Below are 22969 nucleotides of genomic sequence, written 5' to 3'. Positions count from 1 at the left end.
AGCTCCACGCTACGCACCGAGCTGGTCGGCGAGGTCGAGAAAATCCGTCGCCAACACGTCGAACTCGCCCGGTTCGACCACGTGGGCCTCGCGATCCGGCCCGTATTCGAGGGGCCGGGCCACATAGGCCGTGCCCAGCCCGGCCGCCCGGGCCGCCCGCAGGTCGGACGGATGTGCGGCGACGAGGGTGAGCTCGGCGGGTGCCACGTCGAGTAGTTCGGCGCAGCCCAGATAGGCCTCGGCGTCCGGCTTGTAGTGCCGGAACAGCTCAGCCGAGATCACGCAATCCCAGGGCAGCCCGGCATGTTTGGCCATGTTGGTGAGCAGGGACAGATTCCCGTTGGACAGCGTGGTGATGACGAAACGGTCCTTGAGCCTGGTCAGCCCGGCCACCGAATCGGGCCACGGGTTCAGCCGGTGCCAGGCCCGGTTGAGGTGGTCGACCTCGTCATCCCCCACCTCGATCCCGGCCTCGCTCAGCAGCGAAACCAGGATCTGCCGGTGCAGGTCGTCGATCCGGGTCCATGGCAGCTCGCCGCGCCGCACCCGGTCCATCGCCGGGGCGTAGCCGGCCCGCCAGGCATCGGCGAAGGCCGGCCAATCCCGCTGCAGCCCATGGTGTTCACCAAAGGTCGCGAGTTCGGCGATGATCGACGACCGCCAATCGACGACGGTCCCGAACACGTCGAATGCGAGGGCTTTCATCGTTGTGGCTCCAACACCAGCTTGCCCCGCACCCCGCCACTGGCCAGGGCGTCGAGCGCCGCCGCCCCGTCCGACAACGGATAGCGCACGGGCGGTGGCGGCCGCAGCCCGGCCGCGACCAACTTGGCCAGTTCGTCTCCGACCTGCCCCTGGGCCGCCGGGTGGCGCCGTAGGAATTCGCCCCAGCCCACCCCGACCACGCTGACGTTGCGCAACAGCAGGCGGTTCACCTTGACGGTCGGGATTCCGCCACCGGCGGCGAATCCGATCACCAGCAGCCGGCCCTCGGGTGCCAGCACACGGATGGCGTCGTCGAAGGCCTCGCCGCCGATCGGGTCGACGACCAGGTCGACGCCGTGGCCATCAGTGGCGTCGAGCACGGCCTGCCGCCAGCCGTCGGCCAGCGGCAACACCACATCGGCACCCACCGACGTGACGAACTCCTCGGCACCGGACCGGTGCACCATCGCAATGACCTTGGCGCCCATGGCCTTTGCGAGCTGGATCGACGCGACACCGATGCCGCCCGCCGAGCCGAGCACCAGCACGGTCTCGCCTGCTTGCAGCCCGCCGCGGCGAGCCAGCGCGAACTGCATCGAGTAGTAGTTGCCCAACAACGAGGCGGCCTGCCCGTCGTCGATGCCGTCGGGCGTGGGGATGACGCTGGCCGGCGCGACGGCGACCTGCTCGGCGTACCCGCCCAGCATCGTCATCGCCGACACTCGCTGACCGGCCGTGAAACCCGACCCTTCCGGCGCCGACCGCACGGTACCGGCGACCTCCATACCGGGGGTGAACGGCGGCTCCAGCCGCAACTGGTATTCGCCGCGCAGCAACAGCAGATCCGGGAAGCAGACGCCTGCGGCGCCGACGTCCACGATCACCGCATCGTTGGACACGGGATCGGGGACGTCGACGTACGCCAACCCGGATGTACCGGTAAGTGCCTGCGCTACAAGCGCTTTCACTGGATCTAGCCCAGCTTGAAGCTGGCCTGCTGCGCTGCGGACAGGTCGGTGATCTCGCCCCACTTGGCGGCGATGTCATCGACGGAGGGCACCTCGGTGAAGGTGACGCCCTCGTTCTGGAAGAGCGCCGTGCGCTGCACCTTGCCACCGCCGACGATGAAGACGGAGTCGGTATCGGGCAGTTCCTCGGTCATGAGGTAGGCCACGACCGGGGCGACGTACTCGGGGGTGAGCTTCTCGAACACCTCGGGCGGCAGGATGTCCTGCGTCATGCGGGTGGCGGCGATGGGCGCGACCGCGTTGGTCTTGATGTTGTACTTGGCGCCTTCCTGGGCCAGCGTGTTGATCAGGCCGACCAGGCCGAGCTTGGCGGCGCCGTAGTTGGCCTGGCCGAAGTTGCCGAACAGGCCGCTGGTGGAGGTGGCGACGACGACGCGGCCGAAGCTCTGCTCACGGAAATGCGGCCAGGCGGCGCGGATGACGTTGTATCCACCGTAAAGGTGCACCTTGAGCACGGCGTCCCAGTTCTCGAACGTCATCTTGTGGAACGTGCCGTCGCGCAGGATGCCTGCGTTGCTGACCACGCCGTCGACCTTGCCGAACTCGTCGAGGGCGGTCTTGATGATGTTCTCGGCGCCCTCGGACTCGGCGACGCTGTCATAGTTGGCGACGGCGCGTCCGCCCGCGGCCTTGATCTCGTTGACGACCTCGTCGGCCATGTTGTGGCCGGCGCCGGTGCCGTCGCGGGCACCGCCCAGGTCGTTGACAACGACGCTGGCGCCCTCGCGGGCGAGCGTCAGGGCGTATTCACGGCCCAGACCACCGCCGGCACCGGTGACGACAACAACGCGATCCTGCACTCCTGCCATGAGGGTTCCTCTCGCTTAAAGGGGCTCAGCTCGGGCCCGTCAGCAATCACCACTGTCGGGCGTCCTTCTCTGTATACGGCGGCGAGATCGTCGGCCATGCACCGGGTCAGCCGAAGGCACGCGCTGCGCCGGCGTAGTGAGCACTGTCACGGCGTTCCGCGGGGTTTTACCGGAATGAACACCGCAGGCCGCAAGTTGAACCAGTCAGGAAAGCAACAGAACAAAGAAGAGGCAAGAGAAATGAAGAAGTTCGGATTCACCGCCATCGTCGCAAGCGGATTCGCCGCCGCCGTCTTGGGCCTGGCTGGGCCGGCATCGGCCGGGGTGGACCACCAGGATTGGCTCAACCAGATCGGCCAGCACGTGAACGTGCCGCAGGTCGACACCTCGGTTCACCAGAGCCGCTGACAGACAACTCAAGCGGGGCACCGGAGAACATCCGGTGCCCCGCTTTTGTTGCGCTGCTGCTAAATCCGTTGCGCCGTGACGAAGGTCGCGAAGGCGTCGTCGTCGTGAGGGTGCTGCAAGTCGACGGAGCGGTTCAGCCGGCGCATCTCCGCGAGGGAGTGCACACCGTGCGCCTGCCAGCCGTGCTCGTTGAGCCACTGCGTCACATCGGCGCGGTCGGGGTCCTCGTAAACCAGGTTCTGGATGTCGAGGGCCTGCTCCAGATTGAACTGGGCCGCGAACCGCGCGAAGCGCTCCCGCATCTCCTCGCGGCGCTCGGCTGCCGTGTGCCCGGCGGTCTCGGCCGCGATGCGACTGCCCGGCGCCGACAGTTCGGTGATCTGCTCGAAGAGCCGGTCCTGAGCATCGGCGGGCAGGTACATCAACAGACCCTCGGCCAGCCACGCCGTCGGCTTCTCCGCATCAAAACCAGCCTCCCGCAACGCCTTCGGCCAGTCGAAGCGCAGGTCCATCGGGACCTCGTGGCGCTCGGCGGTCGGCTGCACGCCATGCTCGGTCAGCGTGGCGGCCTTGTACTCCAGCACCTTGGGCTGATCGATCTCGTACACCGTGGTGCCTTCCGGCCACTCCAGCCGGTAGGCCCGGGAATCCAGACCCGATGCCAGGATGACGACCTGACGGATACCGGCCTGCACCGCGTCGGCGAAGTATGCGTCGAAGAAGTGCGTGCGCACCGCCTGGTAGTTGCCCATGTGCTCGAAGATGGCCGCTGCCTCAGCGTCGGCCGATTCGATCTTGGTGGCAAAGTCCTTGTCCAACAAGGTTTCCCAGATGCCGGTACCGGCGCCGGTGACCAGCAGCCGGGCGTACGGGTCGGTGATCAGCGGGTCCTCGCGCTCGGTTTCCGCGGCGCGGGCGGCGGCCACCATGACGGCCGTGGTACCGACGCTGGTGGCGATGTCCCAGGTGTCGTCGTGACTGCGCAGTGAGCTCATCTGTCCGATGCTACTCAGCAAGTTAGGCAAGCTATCGGCTGGCGTGTGCCAGCTCACGCATCAGTCGCGCAACTGCCAGAGTTTGTTGGCCATCAGCAGCTCGAACTTGTCCACGATGACCCCGAGTTCGTCGGCATTGCCGACGTATCCGGCGTAGAAACCCATGCCCCACATCACTGCGATCAGCATCTCCACGATCGCCGGAATATCGGTGTCACCGCTCAACTCGCCGCGCTCGACAGCGTCGTTGACCGCCCAGGACACGAACGCCCGCGAGCTCTTGAGCGCGTCGTGCTCATCCGACACCAGATCGGGGTGGCGCTGAGCCTCCAACACTGAGGTGACCAGGAACGCGGCCGTGGATCGGTCGCTCGAGTCGGCGTCCATGGCAGCGGCGAAAAAGGCCGACAGGCGACCGAGCAAGGTGGACGACTCGTTGGCCTTGGCAATTCCCGCGGCAATCACCGACGCATTGGTCTGCTCGACCACCTCGCGGTACAGCACGCTTTTGCTGCCGAAGTAATGGTTGATCGCGGGGCGGGTGAGATCCGCCCGGATGGCTATTGCCTGGAAAGTGGCAGCGTCATATCCGAGTTCGCTGAACACCTCGCGCGCAGCATGCAAGATGCGCTCACGGGTCTCCGCAGCCTTAGCTGCGGGGGGACGGCCTGGTCCCCGGCTCGCGGTATGCGCCACACGACAAAGTGTGCCACAACACACCCGGCACTTGTCGCAACACCTGCCGTCGCGACGTCATCGGCGACATTCTCAGCAAAATATCAGGGCCGATATAGGTTGACTGACGAACTATCGTGGCCTGGATGGCTGGCGTCGTTTCCCGAGAGTCGTACTTCGACACGGGATTGGACGTGCTGTCCGATCAGGGTTACGGCGGCCTGAAACTCGCCGAGGTGTGCAATCGGCTCGGCGTCACCACCGGGTCCTTCTATCACTACTTTCCCAACTGGGCGGCGTACACCCGGGAGCTGATCGCCCACTGGCGCCAGGCCCGCACGCTGCGGGTGGTGGAGGCCGTGCGAGCCGATCCCGACCCGCACCGGCGGATCGACACCCTCATCGCCGAGGCGCTGGCACTGCCGCACGGCGCCGAGGCCGCGATCCGCGTGTGGAGTTCGCTGGATCCCGACGTCTATACCGTGCAGGCTGTCGTGGATCAGCTGCGCTTCGACGTCATCTACGAATCGGCCCGGGAGATCATCGGCGACGAAGCCACTGCCCGGCACTTCGCCGCGTGGGGCGTGTACCTCATCGTCGGTTATGAGCAGAGCACCCTGCCGCGCAATACCGAAGCCCTGCAATGGATTACCGATCAACTGCGGGATTCTCTGGAATCTGGCCGGTTCACTCCGGCACCTGAAATCGGTCAACCCGGCTAGCATCGGCAGTCATGCTGAACCCGGTTGAGCTCTGGCACCGGGCAGTAGATCGGATCCGTGACCGCGACCCCGAACGCGACGCGCTGCGCCGGGCGATCCGGGCGGCCATCATGATCCCCATCGCGGCGGCCATCGGCTTCACCGTCGGCCCCGGCTCGCAGACCCCGCTGTTCGCGATCTTCGGCGCCGTCTCCCTGCTGATCACCGCCGACTTCCCCGGCAACCGGGCAGCCCGCGCGCTGGCCTACTGCGGCCTCGCGTTCAACGGCGCCGTGCTGATCGTCCTCGGCACACTGCTGGCGCCACATCCCTGGCTGAGCGTGGCCGCGATGTTCGTCATCGGCGCGGTGGTGTCGTTCTCCGGGGTGCTCAGCGAAATCGTCGCGGCCGGTCAGCGCGCCACGCTGCTGATGTTCGTGCTACCGCTGTGCACGCCCGTCGGCCCGATCCCCGACCGGCTGCTGGGCTGGCTGATCGCGCTGGTGGTCTGCGTGCCCGCGGCCTTGTTCCTGTTTCCACCGCGGCATCACGACGAGTTGCGTCGCAACGCCGCGCAGGTGTGCCGGCTGCTCGCCGACCGGCTGGAGGGCACCGCGTCGGGCCGCGACGTCACCCGCGCGATGAACGCGCTGTACGCGAATTTCCTCGGCGCCGACTATCGGCCGGTGGCGCTGACCGCGGGCAGTCGGGCCCTGGTGCGGGTGGTCGACGATCTGGGCTGGCTGACCGACCAGGTCACCGGCGATACCGGGGACCTGCTCGGCCCGATGCGCGATACGGCGGTGCGGGTGCTGCGCGACAGTGCGGCGGTGCTGCGCATCCGCGATGTGGGCAAGCGGGCGGCCCATGGCGAGGACCTGCACGCAGCACTGGCCGAACAGCGGACGGTCGCCCAGGGCACCTACCGCGACGACATCGTCGCGGTGCTCGACGCGCCCGACGACGAGACCGCCGTCGACATCGGGCGAACGCTGCTCGTGCGGCGCACCACCTCGGCCACCATCGCGGTGACCGGGCGGATCATCGGCAACGCCGCATTGGCCGACGCTCGGCCGGTGTGGGCCCGAGTGCTGGGTATGCGGCTGCCGAAGACGGGCGCCGCCGACTGGGTGATGCCGGAGACCGTCGCGGTCGCGGCCATCGCCAGGGGATTTCTGGCCACCCGGGCGGTGGTGCTGCGCAACAGCGTGCGCACCGGCCTCGGCCTGGCGCTGGCAGTCTGGGTCACGCATGTGTTCCCCGTGCAGCATGGGTTCTGGGTGGTACTCGGCGCCATGTCAGTGCTGCGCAGCAGCGCACTGGCCACCGGGACGCGAGTGCTGCGGGCAGTGGCGGGCACGGCAGTGGGTTTCGTGCTCGGCGCGATCCTGATCAAACTGGTCGGGGTCGATCCGGTGGTGCTGTGGGCACTGCTGCCGGTGGTCGCGTTCGGCTCGGCGTATGTGCCGGGCGTCATGTCGTTCACGGCTGGTCAGGCAGCTTTCACCATGATGGTGCTGATCAACTTCAACCTGATCGTGCCGACCGGTTGGCGGGTAGGCCTGCTCCGCGTCGAGGATGTCGTGGTCGGCGCGTCCGTCGGCATCGTGGTGTCGTTGCTGCTGTGGCCGCGAGGCGCGTCGGCGTCGGTGTCGAAAGCGATCAACGATGCCCGGGTGGTCGGGGCGAAATTCTTGCGCGCCGCGGTGTTGCGCGCCACGCGGGGCGCGTCCGAGGAGGCCGACGACCGCGTGAACGCCCTCAGCTACGACGGGCTACGCGCGACGCGCGTTCTGGACGACTCTGTGCGCCATTATCTTTCGGAGAACGGCGGCCCGTCGGACCTGCGCGCTCCCGTGGTGAAGGCTGCCAACCGGGCGATTCGGGTTCGCGCGGCCGCCGAGTTGATCGCCGATGTCGTCCCGCCGCCGCTGGGTGCCTATCAGCGGACGCGGGACGTACTGGAGGTGCATGCGCAGGCGATCTGTGCACGGCTGGTCGGGGGCGACACCCGGGCACTGATCCCGATCAGCGACAGCCTGGTGCGATGTCTGCGGGCCGAGTCCACCGGTGACGATCTCGCGGTCTCGGCCGCGCTGCCGCTGGTGGCGGTGGCCGCCAACCTCGGCGAGCTGGAACTGCTGTATCCGCAGCCCGCCGAGACCATGCGGTAACGCGTCAGTTGAACGGCCGGTGCGGCATCAGCGCGTCCGCCGGGATCTGTCCGAACTTGCCGGACTGGTAGTCCTCCAGCGCCTGGATCAACTCGGCCTTGGAGTTCATCACGAACGGACCGTAGTGGAACACCGGTTCCCGGATCGGCCGGCCACCCAGCAGCAGGATCTCCAGCGCGGGCCGGTTCGAATCCTGGGTGCCCTCGGCGGCCACCGTGATGCGGTCACCGGGTCCGAAGACCGCCAGTTGTCCCTGGTGGATCGGGTGTGCGACCGGGCCGACGCTGCCGCGTCCGCTGAGCACGTAGACCAGGGCGTTGAAATCGCGGTTCCAGGGCAGGTTGAGCTGAGCACCCGGTTCGACCGTGGCGTGCGCCATGGTGATGGGCGTGTGCGTCGCTCCAGGGCCCTGAGCTCCGTCGATCTCACCGGCGATGATGCGCACGAGCGAACCACCGTCCTGCGACGACAGCAGCTTGGCTTCGTTGCCCTCGATCGCCTGGTATTTCGGTGTCGCGAACTTGTCCTTGCGGGGCAGGTTCACCCACAGCTGGATGCCGTGGAACGTGCCGCCGCTCTCGACGAGCTCGGCCGGCGGGGTCTCGATGTGCAGGATGCCGGACCCTGCCGTCATCCATTGAGTGGCGCCGTCGGTGATCAGCCCGCCGCCACCATGGGAATCCTGGTGGGCGAACCGGCCGTCGATCATGTAGGTGACAGTTTCGAAGCCGCGGTGCGGGTGCCAGTCGGTGCCACGGGGCTCACCCGGCCGGTACTCCACCTCACCCATCTGGTCCATGTGGACGAACGGGTCGAGGTCGGCGGCACTGACACCGGCGAATGCGCGCACCACGGGGAATCCTTCGCCCTCGTAGCCGCGCGGGCCGGTGGTGATGGACCGAACGGGGCGTTCGGTGTCCGACGCCTTGGGTGCCGCGATGCGCGGCAGGGTCAGGGTGTCGGCGGTGATGGCTGGCATCTGTACCTCCTGGGGTATCTGAGCTGATACCCCTATAACCGGACTGCGGTCCGATTATTCCCCACTGCCCGCTTACTGCAGGAGGGTCAACGCGGCAGCCCGCGCCTCGGTCGCGGTCGCCGTCCCCAACACCGCATCGGCCGCCTCGCGGCACTGCTGCAAGCTGGCCTGGGCGAGCTTCGCGCCGACCGCCGGAATCGCCGCCGACGCCGCCGACAGTGACGTCACCCCGAGACCCACCAGCACGCAAGCCAGCAGCGGATCGGCCGCCGCTTCGCCGCACACGCCCACCGGCTTACCGACAGCCGCGCCGCCCCGTACCGCCATGGCCACCAGCGCCAGCACGGCGGGCTGCCAGGGATCGGTCAAGGTCGCCAGGTCAGCCGACATCCGATCGGCGGCCATCGTGTACTGCGCCAGGTCGTTGGTGCCGATCGACAGGAAGTCGACGTGCTCGAGGATCTTGTCGGCCAGCAGCGCCGCTGCGGGCACCTCGATCATCACGCCCGGGGTCAGGCCGTAAGAGCGGGCGGCGTCGGCGAAGCTCCTGGCCTCGGCTGCCGTGGCGATCATGGGCGCCATCACCCACGGCTGATTGCCGGTCGCGGTGCCGGCTGCGGCGATGGCCTCCAGCTGCCGGTGCAGCAGCCCGGGATTGCCCTCGGCGATCCGGATGCCGCGCACGCCGAGCGCCGGGTTGGCCTCGTCGGGATGGCCCGCGAATTTCAGTGGCTTGTCCGAACCGGCGTCGAGCGTGCGGATCACGACCTTATGACCACCGAACGCGTCGAGCACCTCGCCGTAGATCTTGGCTTGCTCGGCGACAGACGGTTCGGTGTCCCGGTTGAGGAAGCACAACTCGGTGCGGAACAGCCCCACCCCCTCGGCAGGGGTCTGCCGCGCCGCCCGAGCCGCGGCCCCGTCCTGCACATTGGCCAGGACCGCAACGGCATGGCCGTCGGCAGTGGCCCCCGGGCCGGTCCATTGCCGGGCCTGTTCGGCCGCGTGTTGCGCGGCGGTGACGGCGGTTGCCGCCTCGAGCGGATCGGGGTCGACGGTGAGAGTGCCGGTGGTTCCGTCGAGCAGGACCGTGGCGCCTGCGGCGACGTCATCGAGCCCCTCGACCGCGACGACACACGGGATACCCAGCTGGCGGGCGATGATCGCGGTGTGGCTGGTGGGACCGCCCAATGTCGTGGCCAGGCCGATCACCAACGACGGGTCGAGGCCCGCGGTGTCCGCGGGGGCGAGGTCCTCGGCGCACAGAATCGACGGCACATCCGGCAGCGGCACCCCGGGCTCAGGCAGGCCGGACAGTTCGGCGATCACGCGGTCGCGGATATCGCGCAGGTCGGTCACCCGCTCGGCCATCAATCCGCCCAGCTGGGTGAAGAGAGCGACGAACTGGTCGACGGCCTCGCCGACCGCGCGCACCGCAGGTGCACCGCCGGCAATGCGTTTCTCGGCAGCGCCCAACCAAGCCCGGTCCTGGGCCAGCGTGGCGGTGGCAGCCAGCACCTCGGAGGCCGCGCCGGTGGCGCGCCCCGCCCGGTCACGCAAGCGGTTGGCGACGGTCGCCGCCGCCGTACTGAAGCGCGTGGCTTCCGCTGCCCGTGCCGACTCCTCGACATCACCCGCGGGAGCGTCGACGACGGGCAGCCGGCCCGGGCGGATCACGGGTGCACACTGCACGCCTCCCACCACAGGGACTCCGCGCAGGACGACGTGTGAAGTAACCGGAGATGAAGTGCTCATGTGAGACAGATTACTAGAAACCGTTGACAAGTCAACACGATCAGGCGTAAAACAACACATATCAACATTCAGTTGGTGCCGGAACCCACACAAACGGAGGGTCATGTACGCCGAAGAACGTCAGCAGGCCATCGCCGCGCTGGTGATGACCAGGGGACGCGCCTCTGTCGCAGAGCTGGCACAGACCTATGACGTCACTACTGAAACCGTCCGCCGGGACCTGGCCGTCCTCGACAAGGCCGGACTGTTGCATCGCGTCCACGGCGGCGCCGTCCCGGCCCGCACCTTGCACCTCGTCGAATCGGGCGTGGGTGAACGGGACACCACCCGGGCCGAACAAAAAGATGCGATCGCCACCGCGGCCCTCGACTTCCTGCCGCTCAGCGGCGCCACCATACTGCTGGACGCCGGAACCACCACGGCACGTATCGCCGCACAGCTGCCGACCGACCGGGAGTTCACCGTGGTGACCAACTCGGTGCCGATCGCGGCCCGGCTGGCCGGCAGCCCGACCATCACATTGCAGCTGCTCGGCGGACGGGTCCGCGGCCTCACCCAGGCCGCTGTCGGCGAGCACGCCCTGGCCGTGTTGAGCACGCTGAGGGTCGACGTCGCATTCATGGGCACCAACGGCATCACCGTGCGGCACGGCCTCTCGACCCCCGACTCCGACGAGGCGGCCATCAAACGCGCCATGGTCGCGGCCGCCAATTACGTTGTGGTGACTGCGGACTCGTCCAAGGTGGGCCGCGAGGACTTCATCAGCTTCGCCCCGATCGACAGCGTCGACACCCTGATCACCGACAGCGATGTCCCGGCGGGCGACCGCGGCGAGCTGACATCGCACGGCGTCGAGGTGGTGATCGCATGATCGTCACCGTCACACCCAACCCCAGCCTGGATCGCACTGTCACACTGCCGGGCCCGCTCATCCGCGGCGCGGTACAACGCATCGACACCGTCACAGTCGAGCCCGGCGGCAAGGGCATCAACGTCGCTCGCGCCCTCACCCTCGCCGGTGTCGACGCGCTGGCAGTGCTCCCCGCCGCCGATACCGATCCGCTGCTGAGCGCGCTGCGCTCCCGCGGCGTCCCGTTCACCGCGGTACCCATCGCCGAGCCCGTCCGCACCAACCTCGCGATCACCGAAACAGACGGCACCACAACCAAAGTCAACGAGCGCGGGGCGCTGCTCGACGAAGCGTCCCTGGCCGCTCTCACCGACTGCGTGGTGCACCGGGCCCTGTCTGCGTCATGGGTCGTGCTGTCCGGATCCTTGCCTCCCGGAGCCCCCGTCGACTGGTACGCCCGCATCGTGGCGCAACTGGCGCCGCTGGACTGCCAGGTGGCCGTGGACACCTCCGAAGCCCCGCTCGCGGCACTCGCCGCGGCATTCGAGGTCGCTGCCCCCGACCTGATCAAGCCCAACGCCGAAGAACTGGCCGACCTGGTCGGCGCGTCGGCTGCGGAACTCGAAGAAGCTGCCGGACAGGGTGATCCGGCACCGGTCGTGGCAGCCGCCACCCAGTTGATCGACCGCGGTGTCGGCGCGGTACTGGCCACTCTGGGCGCGGCAGGTGCCGTGCTCGTCGACCGGGACGGAGCCTGGCACGCCACGCCACCGCCCATCACCCCGCGCAGCACCGTCGGGGCAGGCGACGCCTCCCTGGCCGGCTACCTGCGCGCCGCGGCCGGCGGTGCCGAACCGCCACAACGGCTGCGCATGGCCGTCGGCTACGGCAGTGCCGCCGCCGCTCTGCCCGGATCTGCCCTGCCCGCCCCCGCCCAACTCGACCTCGATGCCGTCCATATCCACGCCATGAAGGTGCCGCTATGACTCAACCGATCATCACCCCAGAACTCGTCCTGCTCGACGTCGCCGTCGACGGTGACAAGGAAGCCGTCATCGGCCGGCTCGCCGGTGCGCTCGCCTCTGCGGGACGCAGCTCCGATGCCGACGGCCTGATCGGCGCGGCGCTGGCCCGCGAGGCCCAGTCCGCCACCGGTCTGCCGGGTGGCATCGCGATCCCGCACTGCCGATCGCCCTATGTCGACGCGCCGACCATCGGCTTCGCGCGGCTGTCCCCCGGCATCGACTTCGGCGCCCCCGACGGCCCGGCCGATCTCGCGTTTCTCATCGCCGCGCCGGAATCCGGTGGCGCCGAACACATGAAACTGCTGTCCAGTCTGGCCCGAGCGCTGGTCCGCAAGGACTTCGTGGCATCGCTGCGCAGCGCCGCGACCGCCGACGAGGTGGTGGCACTGGTGGACGGTGTCGTCAACCCGGCGCCGGCCGTCCCCGCTGCTGCACCTGCTCCGACTGCCGCAGCTGCTCCTTCGGCGGCCACGCCCAAGAGTGTCTCGATAGTCGCCATCACGGCCTGCCCCACCGGCATCGCCCACACCTACATGGCCGCCGACGCCTTGAAGCTCGCCGCCCAGGAAGCCGGGGTGAACTTCACCGTCGAGACCCAGGGCTCGTCCGGCAGCACCCCACTGTCGGCATCGACCATCGCCGAAGCCGACGCCGTCATCTTCGCCACCGACGTCGGGGTCAAGGACCGGCAGCGCTTCGCCGGTAAACCCGTGATCGCCTCCGGCGTGAAACGCGCCATCAACGAGCCCGGCAAGATGATCGCCGAAGCTGTCAGTGCGGCAAGCGATCCCAACGCACCACGGGTCGCCGGGGACGCAGCCGCGTCGGCCGCGCCGTCCACCGCCGGCGGCGGCCTGGGCTGGGGCACCCGACTGCGGCAGATCCTGCTCACCGGCGTGAGCTACATGATCCCGTTCGTCGCGGCCGGTGGTCTGCTCATCGCCCTCGGCTTCCTGTTCGGCGGCTACGAGATCGCCAACAAGCCTGCCGGTCAAACGGATTCGATGGCACACATCATCGCCACCACCAACTCGCTGACCAACCTGCCCAGCGGCGGGTTCACCCAGTACCTCGGGGCGGTGCTGTTCAGCCTCGGCGGGCTGGCCTTCGGCTTCCTCGTCCCCGCGCTGGCCGGCTACATCTCCTTCGCCATCGCTGACCGGCCCGGTATCGCACCCGGTTTCACCGCGGGAGCCGTGGCGGTCTTCGTCGGCGGAGGGTTCATCGGCGGCATCGTGGGCGGTTTGATCGCCGGCTTCGCCGCCCTGTGGATCAGTTCCTTCAAGGTGCCGAAGTGGTTCCGTGGGCTGATGCCGGTCGTGGTGATTCCGCTCGGAGCCTCACTGATCGTCGGCCTGCTGATGTTCATGCTGCTCGGCCGGCCGCTGGCCGCCATCACTTCCGGCCTCACTCACTGGCTCGGCGGCCTGTCCGGCAGCTCGGTGATCCTGCTTGGTGTCATCCTTGGTCTGATGATGTGCTTCGACCTCGGCGGACCGGTGAACAAGGCCGCCTATGCCTTCGCCACCGCCGGACTCAACGTCGCCGACCCCGCCTCACTGCGGATCATGGCCGCCGTGATGGCCGCCGGCATGGTGCCGCCGTTGGCCATGGCGCTGGCAACTACCGTGCGGCCCGGGCTGTTCAGTGAGCCCGAGCGTGAAAATGGCCGCGCCGCATGGCTCTTGGGTCTCTCGTTCATCTCCGAGGGCGCCATCCCGTTCGCCGCGGCCGACCCGTTCCGGGTCATCCCGTCGATGATGTTCGGCGGAGCGGTCACCGGTGGCCTGATCATGGCCTTCGACGTCAGCTCCAAGGCCCCGCACGGCGGCATCTTCGTGTTCTTCGCGATCGGCAACCTGGCGTGGTTCGTGGTCGCACTCGCTGCCGGCACCGTCGTCAGCGCCCTGGCCGTGGTCACGGCCAAGCAGTTCGCCAAACCCACCGTCACCACGTCGGACGCCCCGGCGCTGGCCACCACCTAAGGAGAAGAATCAATGCCCAGCAAGACCGTCATCGTCGGCTCCGCCATCGGCCTGCACGCCCGCCCTGCCGCCATCATCGCCGAGGCCGTCGTCAACGCCGGTGTGCCCGTAACCCTTTCGGTCGACGGCGGTGAGCCGGTAGACGCCGGATCCGCCCTCATGATCATGACCCTCGGCGCAGGCAACGGAGCATCCGTCACCGTCGAATCCGACGACGCCGACGCCCTCGCCACCGTCGCAGGCCTCGTGGAGCAAGACCTCGACGCGTAAGTAGTTGTCGCGCAACAACTCGCACCGTTCGTTCTCGAACGGTGCGAGTTGTCATTTGGTTTGATGCTGTCCTCGCGGGACCGGCGTGCGATTACTCAGGCCACCCAGGTTCAGCGGGCGATGACGCGAAATCGGCGGCGGTGAATGGACCAGAGGCCAGATCCTTGCGCCGTTCGAGTGAGTCTGGCGCACCGCTGACACATGCAGAAACCACTTGACCTTTTGTCGGCCAGTCAGTGGATCCAGCACTGGAGGTCGTAAGGTAACCGACTATCTGCCAACCACCAAATACGTTGGCATTTGGGCTCAGTGCGGGACCGCGCTGTGGCGCGAGGTCGGCTTCGGACTTCTCCTGCACATCAGTCAGGTCCAAACGGACGCCGAAAATACCTCTGTCTGAGGACCAACCGGTGGAAAGGTAAGGAACATAGGTCCCATCCGGCTTTCTCTGCCCAAGTCCATATCGATATTCGCATAGCGTCACGGTTGCACCACGGCTAGTGCTCTCTACAGACTGGATATGGAATCGAAGATTCCCGACGAGATTCCAACCCGTGGGATATCGATCGGTTGGTCGCCGATCCCATGCCGAGGTTTTATCCGAAGCACTTGTTGGTTCATTTGGCGGCACCGCGTCGAGGAAGCCTGGGTATGCATTGCCAAAATTGCCAGTGAACTCGACGAGGTCATACGATTCCAGGTACGCCCTCACAGGAACGGCAACTCCCTCAGTTAGTCCTACACCCGGGTCGGCACTCCATTGCACCCGGACGGCACTTGCTACGCCTGGCCATCCACGCGCCTCGGTTTTATGGGATGTACCGCAGCTATTCACGAGTTGCGCCGCAACAGCACATAGGAGCAATAGCGCCCTTGTACGCGTTAAGATCATTTCGGCGGCTCCGCGATCTTCGGATCAGGGTTCTGCGTGACCTGGTTATATTTGTCATACATCGACTGCGTAGCGTCCTGACGATCGGTCGGACTACCCGGCACAGTAGCGTTCAGCACATTCGCAAGAACCGAATCAGCATCGTTCACGCTTATTCCGTTGGCTTTCAGCCCAGGAAGATCTTGTATTTGGGGATGATAACCGGGGCGCGGTTCGTATGGATTATCACCAGTCCCCGTGTCACCCGCATGTGTGCCCGCCACCTGGGGCGGGTCGGCAAAGTACTTTTGCGGATCAAATTTATCGATGTTGTCATACACGAGCGGTACGTCATTAGCACTCAGTGCGTTAAGCGCAAAGCGTGCACATTCTGCTTTTGACGCAGGAGGAATTGTGTAATGGTCACCCGTTGGCTCTTTGCCGATGATCGAGTCTTCCATCACCGTGGCAAACACATCGAAGCTAGGACCGACAACTACGCCATACCCGGGAATCGTGCCCAGGCCGCCAGTCACTGCCTTTTGCCCCAACTCGTAGGCACTCTTCTGCTCCTGCCACATTTCGTGTGCGTTCTTGCCGAGAGCCTCCGCTGCCTGTTGAGTACCGACCGCCGAGAGTCCCTTCAGCGTCTGCGCGTCCGTTAGCCTCGGATCATTTTGCGAAACGTGCACCCCATTCTTGACATCTTCCGCCCATGAGTAGCTCGCGGCGAGTGCGTGTGCGTTAGCAGCGCCATGGAACTCTTTGTACGCTTCGGGATCGGTACTCAGTACCGAGAACACGCCTTTGGCAACTGGCTGATCCAATAGTTGCTTATCTGGTTCAAAATTTGCGAATACTTTGCCGTCGTCGCCGACACTCGACAGGCCAGCAATTTCCGGTATATAGGGGCTTAGACCATGAGCATATCCTCTGACCAGCTCAGGATTTACCTGCCCGAGCGTATGGTGATCGGCGCCGCCCATCAAGTCAGGCTTGTGGCTACCAATGTAACTCGCATACTTGTCAGCAGTTTCCGCTGCCAGAGCTCGCTCTTCCGGGAGATGCGCGTCGTGTGATTCGTTAGTCCAACTGAAGAGGTGGCCAGCAGCTTTCCCGTTGTCGGGCCAGTCGATCGCATTGACATCATGGAGAAAGTCGTCAGCACTTACCCCGTTCCTACCCATTAGCTGGTCGTTGATGATTCGGTGATCATCATCAACGGCTTCGAACAGACTCTGGATTGCTTCGGCACCTCCTGTCCGAGGATTATCCGCAATGACATCCATCGCCTTGTCGGCGGCGACTATCATTTGCCTGTCGAGTTCAGTTCCCGTCTGGAATGCCGGATTTCCATCCTTCACAATGTCGGCAATGCTGTCCAGTTCCGATCCGAATGCTAGAGCTTTCGTCAGTGGGCGATCGTCCGTGACGATGGTCTGATCAGCGCGTTGCAAGACGTCTCGGACACTGTCCGGCAATAAATCGGCGCCGCCCCTTGTCGTATATTTAGGATCATCGAGCGCTCCGACCTTTGGCTCAGTGACCGAAAATTGTACGTCTTTGTTACTCATCAACTGCCACGAATTAGCGATGACACCCTTGTGGTCGCCTAGGCGTTGTTCTGCTTTTTTGAGTGCCTCGACGCTCATTCCCTTCTGCTGAGCCTGCATCTGGCTCAGGTAAGCCGATTGCTCTTCCGTGAGTTTCTGACCTGGTTTGATCCCTGACAGAACCTTGTCCACTTGCGCAGCAGCTTGTTGATCGCCGGCGAGCGTCTTGTGCACGTCTTGCTCAGCCCGTGTGTGCACGTCCTTCTCGTCGGGCTTGTCGCCTTTCTTGTTGCCCATCTCGTCCGGCTTCTCCCCCGGACCCTTCTCACCCGGCGCAAACTTCTGATTCGTAAGAGACTCGTATTCGCCTTTGATGCCCTGGACGCGACCACGGATATCGGTCATGTCGTTGGTGGACTTCTGGATGATGTCGCTGAGCTGGCTGACACCCTTGTTGACGATCGGCAGCAGCTTGCGGTCACGCTCATCGGCGTCGGTATCGGGAATCGATGCGGCCATGCTGGTGACCCAGCTCTTGACGTTGTCGAGGTTCTGCCGACCCGTAGTCACCACATTGGCGGCATTGGTGACCTCGGTGGCCATCCGCTTGTCCAGATCGGCGAGCTTGCCGTAGACCTGCGCGTGTTCCTTGTTCGCCGCGGCATAGGCATCCGAAGCCGTGCCCTGCCAACGGGAATCAGGCGCCGCGGCCTCAACACTGGATTTCATCTGCAGCAGACGCGAACTGCCGTCGAACTTCGAACCGTCCTCAGGAGTGCCCTGCCCGAACGTTTCCCGCGCTTGCGACCACGTCTCATTGAACGCATCGAGCAGCCCCACCACGACCTCCCGGAATCCCTACAGCTAACTCCCAGTATCGCAGGTTGAAGCTAGGGTCACGCGCACGAAATCCCGCCCAGCCCTACGACTTGTCGGGCAAAAACGGCGGCGACTCCCACGTGCGTGTGTCGGGCATGTCATCGTCGGGCCAGTTTCGGGTGACCGGTGGTGCCTGTGAAGGTCCGGTTCCCAAGGTGTCACCGGTGTCAGGCCAGTCCCGGTAGATCGGTGGAAGCCGCGGGTGAGATTCACCGTGGACGATGACGTCTCCGCCCGCATTACCCATGACATCGCCACCCGAGTGACCCATGACGTCACCGCCGAACGGTGGAAGCCCCTGAAGTTCGCGCATCCGCTCTTCACTCATGATCCCGCTCTGGACGGGTGGCCTTTGGCCGGCTGGGGCTCCCCCACCGGGCCCGGCTCCGGCTGCGCTGGCCTTCGCCGCCGCATCGGCGGCCGCCGTCCCACCACCGCCGGCACCCTGCATCGCGGTCTGAACGATGCCTTGCGCACCCTGCATGGCCTGCTGCGGGACCTGCGAAAGCCCCTGCATAGCGCCCAGAACCGGTTGCGTCATACCTTGCATCATCTGCCCGGCCACCTGACCGAACTGGCTCATCATCTGGCCCGCCGGCTGCGGGCCGCCCTGGGCACCCTTGGTCGTCACCGTCCCGGTGCCTTGGCCGTTCTCCGTCTGAGCGGATTCCATGCGATCGGCTTGGGCCTTGAGTCGCGCAGCGGCCTCCGAGTCCCCACGCTCATAGGCCTGAGCGGCTTGCTTCAGCAGGTCACCGATCTTGGCCGACGCCGACTGAGTCGCGCCCAAGGCATTGCCTCGCGCCGACTGCGCAGCGTCGAGCACATCCTGCATCGGAAAGCCGATGGTGCCGTGGCTGTTCTGCACACCTGAGGTCGCCGGAGCGCCACTGACAAAGCTGGCAACCTCGTCGCTGAGGCTGCTGACCTGCTGCCCCCACCCGGTCACGGCACTCGTATCAGCCCTGAACTGCGTCATCGGCCCCTCCGATTCTGACGGACTTGCTGACCGACAAGTCTATGGCCGCTGCCGCCACCCCTCGAACGGAAAGTCTGGGACAACAATCGGCCTTGCTGTCATCGGCCATGTACCCCAGCAAGAAAGCGTAATTCCCACGTCTGGTACACCCTTATGATTGCCTGCGTGCAAATGGCCAGTCGGCTTGTCGTAGGTAGACGCGGTTCGGGGCAGGCGAAGATTTGTTTGCTGGATGTGCATCAGCACACGGCAGGCGGATCTACCGTCGAGGGGGGTGCGTAGGGCGTGCAGCGCTTAGCCGTCATGATGCTTGCGGTGTTGCTGGCGATGTTCAGCGCACCGCCGGCGTGGGCCATCGACCCACCGGTGATCGACGCCGCAGCAGTTCCGCCGGACCAATTGGGTCCCGACGAGCCCACCGAGCAGCGCTACGAGTGCAAGGGCCCCACGGTCATGCCCAACTCGAACTTCGCCGACAAGCCGTGGGCAAACAACTACCTCCGGATCGCCGAGGCGCAGAAGTTCGCAACGGGCGCCGGGGTAACTGTGGCCGTCATCGACACCGGCGTCAACGGGTCGCCGCGCGTGCCTGCCGAACCCGGTGGTGATTTTGTCGACGCGGGCGGCAACGGCATGTCCGACTGCGACGCTCACGGGACACTGACAGCGTCGATCATCGCGGGTCGCCCATCGCCGACCGACGGGTTCGTCGGCGTCGCCCCAGACGCCCGAATCCTGTCGCTGCGCCAGACATCGGGAATGTTCCAACCCAAGGGCGCACAACGGGATCCGAACAATCCGAACGACACCCCCACCGCCGGTTCCATCCGCAGCCTGGCCCGCTCCATCGTGCATGCCGCCAACATCGGCGCACAGGTCATCAACATCAGCGAGGCGGCCTGCTACAAGGTGACCCGGCGCATCGACGAGTCCACCTTGGGCGCCGCGATCAACTACGCAGTCAACGTCAAAAACGTGGTGATCCTGGTTGCCGCAGGCAACACCGGCGGCGACTGCACCCAGAACCTCCCGCCGGATCCGTCGATCCCCTCAGACCCTCGCGGCTGGCGGGGAGTTCAGACCATCGTGAGCCCCGCTTGGTACGACCCGATGGTGCTGACCGTCGGCAGCATCGCCGAGAACGGTCAGCCGAGCGGCTTCTCGATGTCCGGACCGTGGGTGGGTGCTGCGGCACCCGGTGAGAACCTCACCGCGCTCGGGTATGACGGCCAACCGGTCAACGCCGTCGCCGACCAGGACGGTCCCAAACCCCTGTTCGGAACGTCGTTCTCGGTTGCCTACGTGTCCGGCTTGGCCGCACTGCTCAAGCAGCGCTTCCCGGATCTCACTGCCGCACAGATCATCAACCGAATCACCGCCACCGCACGGCATCCCGGAGGCGGTATGGACAACTACGTCGGAGCCGGCGTGATCGATCCGGTCGCCGCGCTCACCTGGGAGGTCCCGAGCGGTCCCGCCAAGGCCCCCATGCGCGTCAAGGAAGTACCACCGCCCGTGTACATCCCGCCGCCAGACCGTGGCCCGATCACCATCGTTGTAGCCATCGGTCTGGGGTTGGCCTTCGTCCTCGGCGTCGCCGCCATGGCCCGGCGCGCGTTGAGGCGACGCCGATGAACCTCCTGCGCCAGTTCGGCTTTCGGTTCAGCACCGGCCACGCGATCTGGGCCGCCGCCCTTATTCCTGCATGCGTGGCCATCTGCATGCACTTCCACCTGCTGTGGCTGGGCATCACGCTGGGCGTACTCGTCGCATTGTTCTCGGTACTGACGATCCGCGGACGCCGGCTGACCGGCTGGATCGCCGCCGTGTTCTCGTGGCGTCGGCGGCATCGCACCACCCCCGACCCGGCTTCTGAGCCTGCCGTGGGCTCGACCGTGATGCCCGGCGATCACGTCGCGGTGCGCTGGCAGGGTGACTACCTGATCTCCGTAATCGAGCTGGTGCCAAGGCCGTTCACCCCGACGGTGATCGTCAACTCCAAGGCTGTCACCGACGACATCATCAGCAGCAAGCTCGTCGAAGACCTGCTGCTCGCGCATTGCCCCGACCTGGAGGCCGACATCGTCTCGTCGGGACATCGGGTGGGCCGCACCGCACCGGCCAGCCTGGTGGCGCTCTACGAGCAGGTCGTCGGCCCCTACCCCGCGCCGGCGAACCGCCGGACGTGGGTGGTGCTGCGCGCGAATCCCGATACGACGCAACGCTCTGCGCAGCGCCGCGACTCCGGGGTGTCGGGCCTGGCCCGGTATCTGGTGGCGTCGACGACGCGGATCGCCGATCAGCTGGCCAGCCATGGGATCGACGCCCAATGCTGCCGCAGCTTCGACGACTACGACAAGGCCACGGAGATCAGCTTCGAGAAGGAGTCCTGGTCGGTTATCAAGGGCCGCAGCACTTTTACCGCTGCCTACAGCGCACCGGGCGGCCCCGACGTGTGGTGGTCGGCGCGGGCCGATCACACCACCACGCGGGTGCGGGTCATCCCCGGCATGGCGCCGATCAGCACCGTGTTGCTCACCACATTGGCCAATCCCACTACCCCGCGCGGTTTTTCGTGCCTCTTCGGTGGGCAGCGAGCGGCACTGCAGGGCATCAGCCCGGTGAACGACAAGCACTACGAGCTCCCGATCGGATCCGCCGGTGTGCTGATCGGCGAGACCGCAGACCGTTACCCGGTGTACATGCCGTTCGACGACGTGGACGTCAGCATCAACCTCGGCGACGCCCGGTTGTTCACCCAGTTCCTCATCCGCTCGGCGGCTGCCGGCGCCGTGATCACGCTGAGCCCGCAGTTCCGCGAGTTCGCGTCGCTGATCAACGGCCGCGTCGGGCGCGTGCCCCGGGTGGCCTGGCCACACGCCACGACGTACCTCGGCCCGCATCAGGGCGTTGGACGAGTCATCTTGCGGCCCAACTTTATTGACACACCGCGACATCGACAGCTGCCCATCCAGCTGATCAATCCGCGTGAAGAGAGCCGCTACCAGATGGCGTTGGAACAATGACAACATCCTTCGGAGGCGAGCCTCCAGTTGGTTCGGGGGGACCATGGGTGAGCAAGTAAATGCAATGACCGACCAGATTCGGGCGCGAGCGACGAGCCTCGAAGGCCTGAGAGTTCCAACGAGTATGGGTCAGTCATCGGTGCAGCGGCCCTGCGGGTTGGATTTTGCCAACACGGTGGCTCAGAACTTTTCTCGCGGCGCAGACGGCATCATGGGTTACCAGGTCGTCGGTGACAACCAGAAGACTCGGCTGACTCAAGCCCTGACGTCGGCGGCTGACGCCTACGAGAGGGTGGATAGCGAAGTCGCCGAAGCGATCCGGGCCGGCAGCGGCGGTCAGCTGCCGGCGGTAGCCGTCGAGCAGCCGCATACCGACGCTTTGCCTGCGCCTCGAGCGATCGATGCTCCGACGGCGCTCGAGGCTGCAGGCTACGCTCAGATCAAGGATACCGAGGAGCGTCTGCAGGACGGCGACGACGGATCTTCGCTCCGCACGGCCGCTTCCCAGTGGCGTATCGCCAGTGCACAGCTGACGACCATGAGCTCGCAGTTCAACACTTACGGTGTGCCGTGGGAGGGCAGTGCTGCTGAGGCTGCGTCCCAAAAGTTCGACGCTATGTCGGTGTGGTTTACCAAACTCGCGGGCGCGTGGCTGGAACTCGCAGACGAGGCAGAGCGGATCGCCGATGCGCAGAAAACCGCGAAAGCGGCACACACACCCGTTTATCAGTGGTACATGATCGGCGACGCGGTCCTCAAGTGGATGATTGTCAACGGCGTCGATGAATTCAACGGCTTGACAGCACAATTCATCGCCGACGAGATGACAAAGCTTCAAGCCGAGTCCGACGAGATTCGCAACACATACAAGAACGCCTCCATGATGAAGGCCATCACGCTCGAGCCGCCTCCCGACGGAGCGATCAACGTCGGTGGCCCCAGCAATCCCATTACGGCTCCAGACAACGGTCTATCCCGCAACGGGGGTGGGCCCCAGCCGGGTGAAGCCGGGCCGCAGTCCGAGAACTCGGCTACGGCGCCGACCATTTCACCGGCCAGCGCTGAACAGAAGGCCGCCACAAAGCCGCAATCCGGTTCGCCCGCCAGCGCTTCGCCGTCGGGTGGCTCCCCGTCGGGTGCAGGCGGTTCCCCGTCAGCTGCGGGCGCGCCTTCTGGCGGCATGCCGGCCGGGCTCGGTGGCAAGCCCGATCTGCCGAAGCTCAACGAACCCACGCTGAAGCCGGCCAGCCTCAGCGGAGGCGGTCTCTTATACACATCTCCGAGCCCACGAGACTACGCTGA

19 protein-coding genes are annotated in these 22969 nt (G+C 66.0%); 10 read left to right on the top strand and 9 right to left on the bottom strand.

All coding sequences use genetic code 11. The features are described 5' to 3' along the window. Positions 1-9 precede the first annotated feature (9 nt). Genes A5784_RS31410 through A5784_RS31400 form a run of 3 tightly spaced genes read right to left on the bottom strand, consistent with a single transcriptional unit; the run spans position 10 to position 2542 of the window. Positions 10-705, bottom strand: coding sequence for a haloacid dehalogenase type II (locus A5784_RS31410; protein ID WP_064948777.1), 696 nt, complete (start codon positions 703-705; stop codon positions 10-12). Next, positions 702-1673: an NADPH:quinone oxidoreductase family protein gene (locus tag A5784_RS31405; RefSeq protein WP_064948776.1), complete on the bottom strand. Its 972-nt coding sequence runs from the start codon at positions 1671-1673 to the stop codon at positions 702-704. The genes A5784_RS31410 and A5784_RS31405 overlap by 4 nt, the downstream gene beginning before the upstream one ends. A gap of 5 nt (positions 1674-1678) precedes the next feature. Then, the gene (locus A5784_RS31400; protein WP_064948775.1) at positions 1679-2542 is read right to left on the bottom strand and encodes an SDR family oxidoreductase; all 864 of its coding nucleotides are present in this window, start codon (positions 2540-2542) and stop codon (positions 1679-1681) included. A 240-nt stretch (positions 2543-2782) separates the two neighbouring features. On the opposite strand from A5784_RS31400, the gene A5784_RS31395 reads away from it, so the two are divergent. Beyond that, positions 2783-2950 carry a hypothetical protein gene (locus A5784_RS31395; protein ID WP_156750889.1) on the top strand — a complete coding sequence of 56 codons (168 nt, stop codon included), beginning with the start codon at positions 2783-2785 and terminating at the stop codon, positions 2948-2950. A 59-nt stretch (positions 2951-3009) separates the two neighbouring features. Here the strand turns inward: A5784_RS31395 and A5784_RS31390 are convergent, their stop codons facing one another. Together A5784_RS31390 and A5784_RS31385 are read right to left on the bottom strand one after the other, a co-directional pair. Next, positions 3010-3945 carry a class I SAM-dependent methyltransferase gene (locus A5784_RS31390; protein WP_064948773.1) on the bottom strand — a complete coding sequence of 312 codons (936 nt, stop codon included), beginning with the start codon at positions 3943-3945 and terminating at the stop codon, positions 3010-3012. 60 nt (positions 3946-4005) lie between these two features. After that, entirely contained in the window at positions 4006-4641 is a 636-nt protein-coding gene (locus A5784_RS31385; protein ID WP_064948772.1) for a TetR/AcrR family transcriptional regulator, read from the bottom strand. A gap of 125 nt (positions 4642-4766) precedes the next feature. On the opposite strand from A5784_RS31385, the gene A5784_RS31380 reads away from it, so the two are divergent. Together A5784_RS31380 and A5784_RS31375 are read left to right on the top strand one after the other, a co-directional pair. Continuing rightward, entirely contained in the window at positions 4767-5342 is a 576-nt protein-coding gene (locus A5784_RS31380) for a TetR/AcrR family transcriptional regulator (RefSeq protein ID WP_064948771.1), read from the top strand. Between the two features lie 11 nt (positions 5343-5353). Further along, positions 5354-7495 carry an FUSC family protein gene (locus A5784_RS31375; protein ID WP_064948770.1) on the top strand — a complete coding sequence of 714 codons (2142 nt, stop codon included), beginning with the start codon at positions 5354-5356 and terminating at the stop codon, positions 7493-7495. 4 nt (positions 7496-7499) lie between these two features. Here the strand turns inward: A5784_RS31375 and A5784_RS31370 are convergent, their stop codons facing one another. Further along, on the bottom strand, positions 7500-8474 hold the full coding sequence (locus A5784_RS31370; protein ID WP_064948769.1) for a pirin family protein: 975 nt from the start codon (positions 8472-8474) through the stop codon (positions 7500-7502). A 72-nt stretch (positions 8475-8546) separates the two neighbouring features. Next, positions 8547-10229 carry a phosphoenolpyruvate--protein phosphotransferase gene (locus A5784_RS31365; RefSeq protein ID WP_232006325.1) on the bottom strand — a complete coding sequence of 561 codons (1683 nt, stop codon included), beginning with the start codon at positions 10227-10229 and terminating at the stop codon, positions 8547-8549. A gap of 103 nt (positions 10230-10332) precedes the next feature. Between A5784_RS31365 and A5784_RS31360 the strand changes: the two genes are divergently transcribed. Genes A5784_RS31360 through A5784_RS31345 form a run of 4 tightly spaced genes read left to right on the top strand, consistent with a single transcriptional unit; the run spans position 10333 to position 14359 of the window. Further along, the gene (locus tag A5784_RS31360) at positions 10333-11100 is read left to right on the top strand and encodes a DeoR/GlpR family DNA-binding transcription regulator (RefSeq protein WP_064948767.1); all 768 of its coding nucleotides are present in this window, start codon (positions 10333-10335) and stop codon (positions 11098-11100) included. Then, positions 11097-12065: a 1-phosphofructokinase family hexose kinase gene (locus tag A5784_RS31355; RefSeq protein ID WP_064948766.1), complete on the top strand. Its 969-nt coding sequence runs from the start codon at positions 11097-11099 to the stop codon at positions 12063-12065. Before A5784_RS31360 ends, A5784_RS31355 begins: the two co-directional genes overlap by 4 nt. After that, positions 12062-14089, top strand: coding sequence for a PTS fructose transporter subunit IIABC (locus A5784_RS31350; protein WP_064948765.1), 2028 nt, complete (start codon positions 12062-12064; stop codon positions 14087-14089). The genes A5784_RS31355 and A5784_RS31350 overlap by 4 nt, the downstream gene beginning before the upstream one ends. Before the next feature lie 12 nt (positions 14090-14101). After that, positions 14102-14359 carry an HPr family phosphocarrier protein gene (locus A5784_RS31345; protein WP_029368877.1) on the top strand — a complete coding sequence of 86 codons (258 nt, stop codon included), beginning with the start codon at positions 14102-14104 and terminating at the stop codon, positions 14357-14359. An 888-nt stretch (positions 14360-15247) separates the two neighbouring features. Here the strand turns inward: A5784_RS31345 and A5784_RS38620 are convergent. Together A5784_RS38620 and A5784_RS31335 are read right to left on the bottom strand one after the other, a co-directional pair. Continuing rightward, on the bottom strand, positions 15248-17623 hold the full coding sequence (locus tag A5784_RS38620; protein WP_156750887.1) for a TPR repeat domain-containing protein: 2376 nt from the start codon (positions 17621-17623) through the stop codon (positions 15248-15250). An 82-nt stretch (positions 17624-17705) separates the two neighbouring features. Then, positions 17706-18641, bottom strand: coding sequence for an ESX-1 secretion-associated protein (locus tag A5784_RS31335; RefSeq protein ID WP_064948763.1), 936 nt, complete (start codon positions 18639-18641; stop codon positions 17706-17708). Positions 18642-18944: 303 nt separating this feature from the next. On the opposite strand from A5784_RS31335, the gene mycP reads away from it, so the two are divergent. From mycP to A5784_RS31320, 3 genes are all read left to right on the top strand, one after another. Continuing rightward, positions 18945-20276, top strand: coding sequence for a type VII secretion-associated serine protease mycosin (gene mycP, locus A5784_RS31330; RefSeq protein ID WP_502687555.1), 1332 nt, complete (start codon positions 18945-18947; stop codon positions 20274-20276). Next, entirely contained in the window at positions 20273-21667 is a 1395-nt protein-coding gene (gene eccE / locus A5784_RS31325; RefSeq protein ID WP_064948761.1) for a type VII secretion protein EccE, read from the top strand. The genes mycP and eccE overlap by 4 nt, the downstream gene beginning before the upstream one ends. Positions 21668-21710: 43 nt before the next feature. Continuing rightward, positions 21711-22969 (top strand): PPE domain-containing protein (locus A5784_RS31320; RefSeq protein WP_353651929.1); only part of this gene is annotated, 1259 nt, incomplete at its 3' end.

The sequence above is a fragment of the Mycobacterium sp. 852013-50091_SCH5140682 genome, assembly GCF_001665685.1.
Taxonomy (GTDB): Bacteria; Actinomycetota; Actinomycetes; order Mycobacteriales; family Mycobacteriaceae; genus Mycobacterium.
The sequence above is the reverse complement of the archived record's forward strand: the minus strand, read 5'-3'. Positions and strand labels throughout refer to the sequence as shown.

Coding starts and splice junctions, on each gene's coding strand:
- A5784_RS31410 (WP_064948777.1), bottom strand. CDS start 705: ATGAAAGCCCTCGCATTCGACGTGTTCGGGACCGTCGTCGATTGGCGG.
- A5784_RS31395 (WP_156750889.1), top strand. CDS start 2,783: ATGAAGAAGTTCGGATTCACCGCCATCGTCGCAAGCGGATTCGCCGCC.
- mycP (WP_502687555.1), top strand. CDS start 18,945: ATGATGCTTGCGGTGTTGCTGGCGATGTTCAGCGCACCGCCGGCGTGG.
- A5784_RS31370 (WP_064948769.1), bottom strand. CDS start 8,474: ATGCCAGCCATCACCGCCGACACCCTGACCCTGCCGCGCATCGCGGCA.
- A5784_RS31345 (WP_029368877.1), top strand. CDS start 14,102: ATGCCCAGCAAGACCGTCATCGTCGGCTCCGCCATCGGCCTGCACGCC.
- A5784_RS31350 (WP_064948765.1), top strand. CDS start 12,062: ATGACTCAACCGATCATCACCCCAGAACTCGTCCTGCTCGACGTCGCC.
- A5784_RS31390 (WP_064948773.1), bottom strand. CDS start 3,945: ATGAGCTCACTGCGCAGTCACGACGACACCTGGGACATCGCCACCAGC.
- eccE (WP_064948761.1), top strand. CDS start 20,273: ATGAACCTCCTGCGCCAGTTCGGCTTTCGGTTCAGCACCGGCCACGCG.
- A5784_RS31360 (WP_064948767.1), top strand. CDS start 10,333: ATGTACGCCGAAGAACGTCAGCAGGCCATCGCCGCGCTGGTGATGACC.
- A5784_RS31335 (WP_064948763.1), bottom strand. CDS start 18,641: ATGACGCAGTTCAGGGCTGATACGAGTGCCGTGACCGGGTGGGGGCAG.
- A5784_RS31380 (WP_064948771.1), top strand. CDS start 4,767: ATGGCTGGCGTCGTTTCCCGAGAGTCGTACTTCGACACGGGATTGGAC.
- A5784_RS31355 (WP_064948766.1), top strand. CDS start 11,097: ATGATCGTCACCGTCACACCCAACCCCAGCCTGGATCGCACTGTCACA.
- A5784_RS31375 (WP_064948770.1), top strand. CDS start 5,354: ATGCTGAACCCGGTTGAGCTCTGGCACCGGGCAGTAGATCGGATCCGT.
- A5784_RS31365 (WP_232006325.1), bottom strand. CDS start 10,229: ATGAGCACTTCATCTCCGGTTACTTCACACGTCGTCCTGCGCGGAGTC.
- A5784_RS31400 (WP_064948775.1), bottom strand. CDS start 2,542: ATGGCAGGAGTGCAGGATCGCGTTGTTGTCGTCACCGGTGCCGGCGGT.